This window comes from Desulfocurvus sp. (assembly GCF_023230885.1).
Classification (GTDB): Bacteria; Desulfobacterota; Desulfovibrionia; order Desulfovibrionales; family Desulfovibrionaceae; genus Desulfocurvus.
Genome location: NZ_JALNWM010000141.1, coordinates 1 through 8,848, shown reverse-complemented (window position 1 = coordinate 8,848; position 8,848 = coordinate 1). Strand labels below are relative to the sequence as shown.

Below are 8,848 nucleotides of genomic sequence, written 5' to 3'. Positions count from 1 at the left end.
CTCCGGTTCATATTCCGGTTCGGGCACAAGAACATACTGCGGGTCCGGACCGGGGCCGGACCCCGGGGACGGCAGGGGCCGCGGACCGGGCCCGGCCTCGCGGTCCGTTTCATGGTCCAGCTCAGGTTCGGGTTCGGGCTCCGGCGCGGGTTCGGGCGCGGGCTCGTAATCCGGTTCGGGCTCCGGCTCGTAATCCGGCTCGGGCTCATACTCCGGTTCGGGCGCGGGCTCATACTCCGGTTCGGGCACAAGCACATATTGCGGGTCGGGACCAGGGCCGGAATCCGCCAGGGGCCGCGCCCCGGGCGCGTCGGGCTCCGGGGCGCCGGGCCCGTCGCCGGGGGCCGCAGGCAGGGGGCCACCCCCGGCGTATGCGCTGCGGATGCCCGCCAGCTCGGCGGCAAGGCGCCGCTTGAAGCTGTCCAGCTCGCCCTCCGCAGGCGCGGCGGCCGCCGGGCGCGGCACGTCCAACAGCGTCCGCAGGCGCGCCAACTCCGCCTCGGCCCGGCGCAGGAACTCCTCCGGCCCCAGGTCCCCGGCGAGAAAGGTCTCTTCAAGCTCCCTCAGGGCGGTGGCCAGGCCGCCAGCCCCGACGATGTCGCGCGGTCCGTCCTTGCGCATGGATCCCCCAGGAGAATCCGAGGTAGCGGTGTCTACACGCAGCCATCCATACCCGCGAGAGCCTTTCATGGCAAATCCCGCGCAAAACGTCGCGAAACCGTCACCCCCCGGGAAGATTCCGGCGCCCCCCGGGCCGCGCCACGACGGCGGACGCGACGGCGCCGCCTCAGGCCCGGGGGGCGGCGTGGAGCCGGGGCCCCTCGGGGCCGTCCTCCACTGCGTAGCCGAGGGCCGCGAGGGCGGCGCGCAGGGCGTCGGCCTCGGCGTAGTCGCGCGCAGCGCGGGCGGCCTGGCGCCGGGCGACCAGCTCCGCCGCCCCGGCGGGCCAGTGCTCCGGAGCCAGGGGCAGGGCCGCGCGGTCCAGGATGCCCAGCCGGGCGTCCAGCTCGTCCAGGCGGGCGCGGCAGGCGGCGGCCTCGGCGGGGGTCAGCCGCCCGGCGGCCAGGAGCTTCTTGACCTCGCGGCAGAAGCGCAGCAGCACGGGCCAGAAGGCATACAGGGCCAGGTCGTGGTCCAGGGCCTCGCGCAGGGCGCCCTTGACCTCCACCAGAAGCTGGGCCACGGCCGGGCCGGGCTCGCCCTGCGCGCTCCCGGGGCGGGCCGCCAGCAGCGCGGCCAGGTCCTGCACGGTGCGCTGGTTGCGGGCCCACATGTCCAGGGTCGCCCGCGAGAAGTCCAGGGGCTTGTGGTGGCTCACGCACAGCAGCCACATGCGCAGGGCCGCCGCCGGGACGCCGCCCTCCAGCAGGGCGCCCAGGCTGGCCTCGCCGATGCCGCCCTCGGCGCCGCTCTCGGGCCCGCCCACGGGCTTGGACAGCACCCAGGCCCGGGGCGCGCACTCGGCGCCGCCGGCCCAGATGGCCCGCAGGTTCTCCAGGTGCGGGAAACGGTGGGCCTCGCCGCCCCAGAAGACATCCGGCCCGGCGCCGCCGTCCAGGGCGGCCGCGGCCATCTGCATGAACCAGCTCGGGCGCACGTTGCCCCAGCGCGTGGGCCAGAACTCGCCCTCCTTGATGTCCTGGAGGGTGGCCCGCTTGAGCAGCGTGAAGTCCTGGGGGTTGGCCTTGACGTAGTCGGCCAGGTCCACGGTCTTGCCCAGGGACAGGTGCTCCATGTCCATCTGGCCCATGCGCCCGTAGTCCTGGTCGCGCAGCACGTCGAAATAGACGCTGCGCAGCTTTTCGTAGGCCAGCCCGCGCGAGAGCAGCCGCTCGGCCAGGGCCGTGCAGGCCGGGGCGCGCTCCCCGGCCAGGGCCAGCTCCACGCGCCCGGCCAGGCCGAGGTCCGCCGCGCGGCCCAGCATGGCCTCGCGCACGGCGGCGGCGAAGGCCGCCCGGGGCATCCCGGCGGCGCGGGCCCCGGCCAGGGTCCGGTCGTCCATGTCCGCCAGCCCGGCGCTCAGCCGGACCCCGGCGCCGTCCTCCTCCAGCCGCCGGGCCAGCACGTCCAGCAGCACCAGGCGGCGCCAGAACTCGGGATCGTCCCAGCGGTCGAGGCTGGGGCCCGGGGTGTACAGGCTCATGGCCCGGCCCAGGGGCGCCAGCCGCGTCTGCCCGCCCACGGCGCTGCGCAGGACCGGGCCGCGCTCGGCGGGCGGGGCGAACAGCGGGGTGGACAGGTAGCGCTCGCCGCCGTCGGGGAAGATGACCACCACCAGCCCGTCCTGCAGCTCGGCGGCGACCTTGAGCGCCCCGGCCAGGGCCGCGCCCGAGCTCATGCCCGCCAGGATGCCCTCCTCGCGGGCCAGCCTGCGGCACATGGAAAAGGCAGCCTCGTCCTCCACGCGCACGATGCGGTCCAGCAGGTGCTTGTTGAAAATGCCCGGCGGGTAGGACTCCTGCATGTTCTTCAGGCCCTGGATCTTGTGGCGCGGATAGGGCTCCACGGCCACGACGGTCACCCCGCGCGAGCACTCCTTGAGCCGCTTGACGCAGCCCATCACCGTGCCCGAGGTGCCCAGGGCCACCACCACATGGGTCACCCGGCCCCCGGTCTGCTCCCAGATTTCCAGGCCCGTGCCCTCGTAGTGGGCCTGGATGCTGGCCGGGTTGTTGAACTGGTCCATGAGCACATGGCGCTCCGGCTCCTCGCGGGCCAGGCGGTAGGCCTCCTCGATGGCGCCGTCGGTGCCCAGGCGGCCCTCGGTGAGCACGATCTCGGCGCCGTAGGCGCGCATGATGCGCCTGCGCTCCTGGGAGGCCGTGTCGGGCATGAGCAGCTTCAGGCGATAGCCGCGCACGGCGCAGACCATGGCCAGGCCGATGCCCGTGTTGCCGCTGGTGGCCTCGATGACGGTCTTGTCCGGGGTCAGCTCGCCGCTGGCCTCCGCAGCGCGGATCATGGCCAGGGCCACGCGGTCCTTGATGGAACCGCCGGGGTTGCCGGATTCGATCTTGGCCAAAATCCTGACGCCGTTCCCGGCCCCGATGCGCGCCAGTTCCACCAGCGGGGTGTTGCCGGACAGATCGAGGACGCTTTTGTAGATCATGATTATTTCCTTTGATTCCAGAATAATGGAATCATGCGGCAGGTGACTGGCGGGCCGGGGTGCGGCCCGGGACCGGGTGGCAAGGTCCTTGCAGAATCCCGTCCGACGCCCCGCCCCCCGGCGCGGCCGACGGCACCACCACAGCCCGGAGCACGGCATGGAACTGCTGCAATTCCTGCGTCCGAACCTGGAAGCCATGACCCGTCGCGGCCAGTCCGCCGCGGCCTGGCTCGGCGGGCGGAATCTTGACCTGAACGCCCTGGAAAATCAACTGCGCGTGAACGCCTTCGGCCTGCGCGACCTGGCCCTGCCCTCGGGCGGGGGCACGCTTTTTGGCGCCGTGCCGCCCCAGGTGTTCTACAAGCCCTGGGCCCTGGCCCCGAACCCGCGCGCCGCGCGCGGCGCCACGGTCCTTGTCGGCTGCAACCTGGGCTACGGGCTGAACCATGTCCTGACCACGCACCCCGCGCTGCACGCCGTGCTGATGGTCGAGCCGCGCCCGGAGATGCTGGCCCTGTGCCTGGGCATGACCGACTACCGCCCGTTCATCGACCAGGGCCGCCTGGAATTCGTGGCCCCCGACGCCGAAAGCGTCTGGCGGGCCCTGGGCCGCCAGGACCTGCGCTTCATCCACGGCGCCGTGCACCTGCGCCCCGACACGCCCAGCCGCCAACTCGGCCCCGAATACGCGCGCACCGTCGCCCTGGTCCAGAAAACCCTGGAAAACGTAAGCGTCGAGCTGAACACCCTGCGCAAGATGCAGGACGTGATGGTCGGCAACGAGATCGGCAACTTCCGCGCGGCCTTCGCCCGGGGCAGCATCGCCCCCCTGCGGGACTCCGCCCCCGGGCTGGCCGGGCTGGTGGTGGGCGCGGGGCCGTCCCTGGCGGAGCTGGGCCCGCGCCTGGCGCCCCTGGCAGGCGAGGCCCTCACGGTCACCGCGTTGCAGACCCTGCCCGCAGCCAGGGCCCTGGGCATCACCCCGGACCTGTGCATGGCCATCGACTACAGCCCGGGCATCGTCCAGGTCTTCGAGCGCCTGGACCACGACTGGGCGGCGTCCATCCCGTTCATCTATTCCACCAAGGTGCAGCCCGAGGTGGTGCGCCGCTATCCCGGCCCGGCCATTCCCATGTGGACCCTGGGGGGGCTGGCGACCTTCCTGATGCACGACCGCGAACCCGTGCTGGACGCGGGCGGCAACGTAAGCGTGGCGCTCCTGCGCCTGCTGGCCTGGTGCGGCGCCTCGCGGGTGACCCTGGCGGGGCAGGACTTCGCCTGGTCCGGCGAGCGCTCCCATGTGGCCGGGCACCACGCCCAGCTCCCCGTGCGCGCCTTCGACCCGCAGCGCCACATCCGCCTGCGCAACATGGAGGGCGGGGAGATCATCTCCACCCTGTCCTACATTTCGGCCCAGCGCGACATGGAGGCGGACATCGCCCGGCTGGGCATCCCGGTGTACAACGTCTACGGCGGGGGCGTCCCCCTGGAGGGCGCCGAGGTGGTCGGCCCGGACGAGGTGGCCGCGCGCGGGCTGCTGCGGTCGCAACCCGGGGCCCTGGAGCGCTTCCAGGCCGCCCTGCGCCGCGCGGGCAGGCCCCGGCCCGTGCCGGTGTTCGAGCCCCGGGCCCGGCAGTGGGGCGCGTCCCTGCGCGCGGTGCAAAAGCGCCTGGGCAGGCTCTACGGCAAGGCCGGCGCCCGCCAGGACGACATCCGCCAGACCCTGGAGCAGGTCCTGCTGTTCCTCAAGCAGGACCCGCTGTACACGCCCTATCTCTACAACGAGATCATGGACCTGGCCGGGCTGGCACGCCTGAGCGCCGCCCACGCCCAGGGCGAGTTCCCCCAGGTGCGGCGCATCCTGGAGCGCGCCCTGGCCAAGGTCCGCGAAGTCGACCGCGCCCTTGGCGCCGACGCCCCGGTCCGGGCGGCCTGAGCCCGGGCCCCCGGGCGGCCCGGCATTGCGGCGGCCCGGGCCGCCCGAGGGGCGCCCGGCCTTGCTCCCCGGGGGCCGAAGGGGTAGCATCGGCCCATGCGCACCATCCGTCCCGTCCTTTTCGCCATCTGGATCGCCTCCCTGGCCGCCGTGGCCGCCGCAACCCTGCTGCCCTGGCCCGAAGCCGCGGCCGGGGTCCGGGCCCTGCCCGGGGCGGGCGCCCTGCTCCAGGCCCTGGCGTACATGTGGCTGTCGGCCCTGGCCCTGCGCGTCTTTCTCGGGCGCGACGCGGCCTTCACCTGGGCCTGGGGCATGATCCTCTACGGCGCGGCGCTGGAGGTGGCCCAGGCGCTGGTGCCCGGGGGCGAGCCGTCCCTGGGGGGCATCGGCCTGAACCTGCTGGGAGTCTGCGTGGGGGTCCTGGTCGGCCACCGGCTCAAGGTCCGCGAGCACGACCGGCGCATGGCCGAGGTGCTGGCGCGCCGGGCGGGCCGCCGCAGCTAGGGCGCTCCCGGCGGCCCCGGGGGCAGCAGGCGCACCGGCAGCGTCCGCCGCCCGAAGCGCAGGGCCCGGGCGCGGGAATCCATGAAAATATCCACGGCCCTGGCCCGCCCCGGCCCCATGAGATCGCCCACGACGAAGACCCCGTGGCCGGACACGCATATCTCGCGGCCGAAGGTCCACCCGGCGGCGTACAGGTCCGGCGAGACTGCCACGATGCCCGGGCGCGGGGCGCGGCCCGTGGCCGTGGGCCTGCCCCCGGTCTCCTCGGCGCTGTAGGCCGACACCGAGGCCGACACCGGCGCCGGGGCCCCGGGCCGGGCGCGGGTCATGCATTCCACGCTGCGGGCGGCCGCAGGCCGGGGCTGGCCCTCGGCGCGCGCCCCGGCCGCCGCCGAGCCCGCCGCGCAGGGTTCCGGCGCGGCCCACGGCCCCCCGAGGGCCGCCGCGAGCAGCGCCGCGGCCAGTACGCTTCTGGTCATCGGTCCTCCCCGGGGCGGCAGGCGCACGTCCCCGCTGGGGCAGCATACACCCCGGCGGGCCGGAAGGCAGCCCCGTTTTTCGGCCCGCCGCCGGGGCCCCGGCGCCGCGCTTGCCACGCTGGTATCGATATCCTATAGACGCCCCATGCGCGCGAACGCCCTGGCCGGACAATTCCTCCTGGTGTCCCTCCCCCTGCTGGGCCTTTTGGCCCTGGTCCTGGGCATTTGGGGCTCCGAGGGCCAGATCGCGGCGGCCATGCGCGAGCACAAGAACGCGCACCCCGCCCTGCAACAGGCCGTGCGCCTGTTCACCGACTGGGGCAACCAGCTCATGTACCTGCCCTTCCTGGCGCTGCTGGCAAGGGGCTGGCGCAGGCGCGACCGGCGGCCCCTGCGTTTCGTCGTGGCCTATGTCCTGGCCCAGGTGGTCATCTGCCTCGTGTTGCTGCACCTGACCAAGATGGCCCTGGGCCGCCCCCGGCCCGACGCCTTCACCCTGCTGCACCAGCCCCTGACCCTGAACCCGGCCTTCCACTCCCTGCCCTCCGGGCACACGGCGGAGATCACCGGCTCGTGCCTGGCCCTGGCCCTGTGGCTGGGCCGGGCGCGCTGGGCCCTGGCCCTGGGGCTTTTCGTGGCGCTCATGGGCCTGTCGCGCGTCTATCTGCTCCAGCATTACCCGAGCGACGTGCTCTTCGGCTGGATGTTCGGCGCCCTTTCGGGCTTCGCGGCCTACACCTTCGGCACATCCAAGGAGGGTTCCCCCGGCCATGGATAGATTCCTCTCGCGCCTGTTCCGGCTGGTGGCCTGGGCGCCGCTGCTGCTGCCCGCGGCCCTGTTGGCCGCCCAGACCCTCCCGGCCCTGGATTCGCGCGCCCTGTGGTTCTCCGACGAGATCCGCTACGCCAACGTGTTCGAGAACGTGGTCCACGGCGGCAAGTGGCTGGTCATGTACCTGAACGGCGTGCCCTACCCGGACAAACCGCCGGTCTACTTCTGGTTCCTGGCCACGCTGCTGCCCGTTTACAAGGCGGCCACCCCCGCGCTGTTCATGGCCGGTGCGGCCCTGTCGGCCCTGCTGCTGCTCACGGCGACCCTGGCCCTGTCGCGCATGGTGGCCCGCGCCGGACGCGAGGCGTCCCTGGGGGCGGGGCTGGTGCTGGTGTCGTGCTTCTACTTCATCGGCCTGGCGCATTACTCGCGCATGGACCTGCTCTTCGCCGCGCTGATCACCGCCGCCCACGTCTGCCTGTTCCGGGCCTGGAGCCGCGAGCGGGCCACGGGCTGGGCCGTGGCGGGCTTCCTGCTCGCCGGGGTGGCGACCCTGACCAAGGGGCCCCTGGGCCTGGCCCTGCCCCTGGCGGCCAGCCTGGGCTACCTGGCCTGGACGGGCAACCTGCGCCGCCTGCTGCGGCGCGACGTGGCCGTGGGCCTGGGGCTGTGCCTGGGGCTGCTGGGCGCCTGGGTGCTGGCGGCCTGGCTGGGCGGCGAGCGCGAGCTGGTGGAAGACATCTTCTACAAGCAGATCTACCGCCGCGCGGTGAACGCCTCGCACCACGAGCAGCCCTTCTGGCACTACCTGGCCACCCTGCCCGCCGCGTGGCTGCCCTGGACCCTGGTCCTGCCCGCCCTGCCCCTGGGCCTGCTGGCCCGCGCCGGGTTCTGGCGCGGCCTGTGGCAGGGCCGCCGCGCCGAGGAGGGCCGGGGCACGGCCTACCTGTGGAGCATGGCCCTGACCGGCTTCGTGCTGCTCTCGGCCCTGTCCACGAAAATCATCGTCTACCTGCTGCCGCTGTTCCCGGCCCTGGCCGTGCTCACGGCCAAGGCCCTGGCCGGGCTCGACCAGCGGCGCACCCGGCGGCTGTGGCTGCTTTTGTGCGGCCTGTTCGCCGTGCTGGCCGTGGCCCTGCCCCTGGGCAACATGCTCCACCCCTGGCCCGACTTCGAGGTGGCCGGGCTGTGGTGGATGGCCCTGGCCTCGGCCCTGGCCGCGGCCCTCATGTGGTGGGCCGCGCGCGGGCTGGGGCCCGCCTCCGGGCTGCTGGTGGCCGCGCTGGCCGTCACGGCCTGGGTCCAGCCCCTGGTGCTGGTCACCCTGCCCTCCCTGGACGCGGTCATGAGCCCCAGGGCCCAGGCCGGGCTCATGGGCGAATACGCCGACGAGGGCTACACCCCCGTGGCCTACAAGATCTACTCCGGCGTCTATACCTACTACAGCGGCCACGATGTGGAGGAAACCCAGGACCTGGAACGCATCGGCGCCGTGCTGGCCGCCGAGCCCAGGGTCGTGGTCGGCATGCAGCGCCGCCACTGGGACCAGTGGACCCACCGCCCGGCCTCGCTGCACCTGGTACACGAGCAGTGGATCGTGGACCGGCCCTATGTCCTGGCCGTGCAGGACGCCGTGGCCCCCGGAGGGCCCGGGGCCGGGCCCGGGATGGAGGCGCAGCCCGCGCCCGGGGCCGCGCCGGAGGCGGACGCCGCCCCCGGGGCCCGGGAGCTCCCCGGGGCCGCCAGCGAAGGCAACGCCACCGCCGTCGGGGACGACGCGATCCCGCCCGCAGCCGGGGCGCAGGCCGCGCCCCTGGCCACCCCGGAGGCGGACGCCCCCGCCACCGGCAACGCCACGGCCCCCTGAGGCCGCAGGAGACGCCATGCCCCGCCCCCCGCGCCACGCGCCCGCCCTGGCCGCCCTGGCCCTGGGCCTGTGCGCCGCCGCCCTGCTCATGGCCGCCTGCGCCGCGGGCGACGCCCGGGACGACCGCTCCCGGGCGGCGGCCCTGAGCGGCCCGCAGCTGCTGCACCGGCGCCAGGCCCTG

Annotated in this window: 6 protein-coding genes and 1 pseudogene; 4 read left to right on the top strand and 3 right to left on the bottom strand. The window is 74.2% G+C overall.

The genetic code is table 11. From position 1 onward, the window contains the following. Together M0P34_RS10695 and M0P34_RS10690 are read right to left on the bottom strand one after the other, a co-directional pair. Positions 1-621, bottom strand: a pseudogene (locus M0P34_RS10695) (hypothetical protein); the annotation flags it as partial. A gap of 166 nt (positions 622-787) precedes the next feature. After that, the gene (locus tag M0P34_RS10690) at positions 788-3,109 is read right to left on the bottom strand and encodes a cysteine synthase (protein ID WP_291498905.1); all 2,322 of its coding nucleotides are present in this window, start codon (positions 3,107-3,109) and stop codon (positions 788-790) included. 157 nt (positions 3,110-3,266) lie between these two features. Here M0P34_RS10690 and M0P34_RS10685 point away from each other — a divergent pair, with 157 nt between their 5' ends. Continuing rightward, positions 3,267-5,045, top strand: coding sequence for a 6-hydroxymethylpterin diphosphokinase MptE-like protein (locus M0P34_RS10685; RefSeq protein ID WP_291498904.1), 1,779 nt, complete (start codon positions 3,267-3,269; stop codon positions 5,043-5,045). A gap of 96 nt (positions 5,046-5,141) precedes the next feature. Then, positions 5,142-5,549 carry a hypothetical protein gene (locus tag M0P34_RS10680; protein ID WP_291498903.1) on the top strand — a complete coding sequence of 136 codons (408 nt, stop codon included), beginning with the start codon at positions 5,142-5,144 and terminating at the stop codon, positions 5,547-5,549. On the opposite strand, the gene M0P34_RS10675 is transcribed toward M0P34_RS10680, so the two are convergent. Continuing rightward, a complete protein-coding gene (locus M0P34_RS10675; RefSeq protein ID WP_291498902.1) occupies positions 5,546-6,028 on the bottom strand; it encodes a 3D domain-containing protein in 483 nt (160 codons plus the stop codon). The two genes, M0P34_RS10680 and M0P34_RS10675, sit on opposite strands and share 4 nt — an antisense overlap. Positions 6,029-6,173: 145 nt before the next feature. On the opposite strand from M0P34_RS10675, the gene M0P34_RS10670 reads away from it, so the two are divergent. Together M0P34_RS10670 and M0P34_RS10665 are read left to right on the top strand one after the other, a co-directional pair. Further along, a complete protein-coding gene (locus M0P34_RS10670) occupies positions 6,174-6,806 on the top strand; it encodes a phosphatase PAP2 family protein (protein ID WP_291498901.1) in 633 nt (210 codons plus the stop codon). Beyond that, positions 6,799-8,667: a glycosyltransferase family 39 protein gene (locus M0P34_RS10665; protein WP_291498900.1), complete on the top strand. Its 1,869-nt coding sequence runs from the start codon at positions 6,799-6,801 to the stop codon at positions 8,665-8,667. Before M0P34_RS10670 ends, M0P34_RS10665 begins: the two co-directional genes overlap by 8 nt. Positions 8,668-8,848 lie beyond the last annotated feature (181 nt).

Coding starts and splice junctions, on each gene's coding strand:
- M0P34_RS10690 (WP_291498905.1), bottom strand. CDS start 3,109: ATGATCTACAAAAGCGTCCTCGATCTGTCCGGCAACACCCCGCTGGTG.
- M0P34_RS10685 (WP_291498904.1), top strand. CDS start 3,267: ATGGAACTGCTGCAATTCCTGCGTCCGAACCTGGAAGCCATGACCCGT.
- M0P34_RS10680 (WP_291498903.1), top strand. CDS start 5,142: ATGCGCACCATCCGTCCCGTCCTTTTCGCCATCTGGATCGCCTCCCTG.
- M0P34_RS10675 (WP_291498902.1), bottom strand. CDS start 6,028: ATGACCAGAAGCGTACTGGCCGCGGCGCTGCTCGCGGCGGCCCTCGGG.
- M0P34_RS10670 (WP_291498901.1), top strand. CDS start 6,174: ATGCGCGCGAACGCCCTGGCCGGACAATTCCTCCTGGTGTCCCTCCCC.
- M0P34_RS10665 (WP_291498900.1), top strand. CDS start 6,799: ATGGATAGATTCCTCTCGCGCCTGTTCCGGCTGGTGGCCTGGGCGCCG.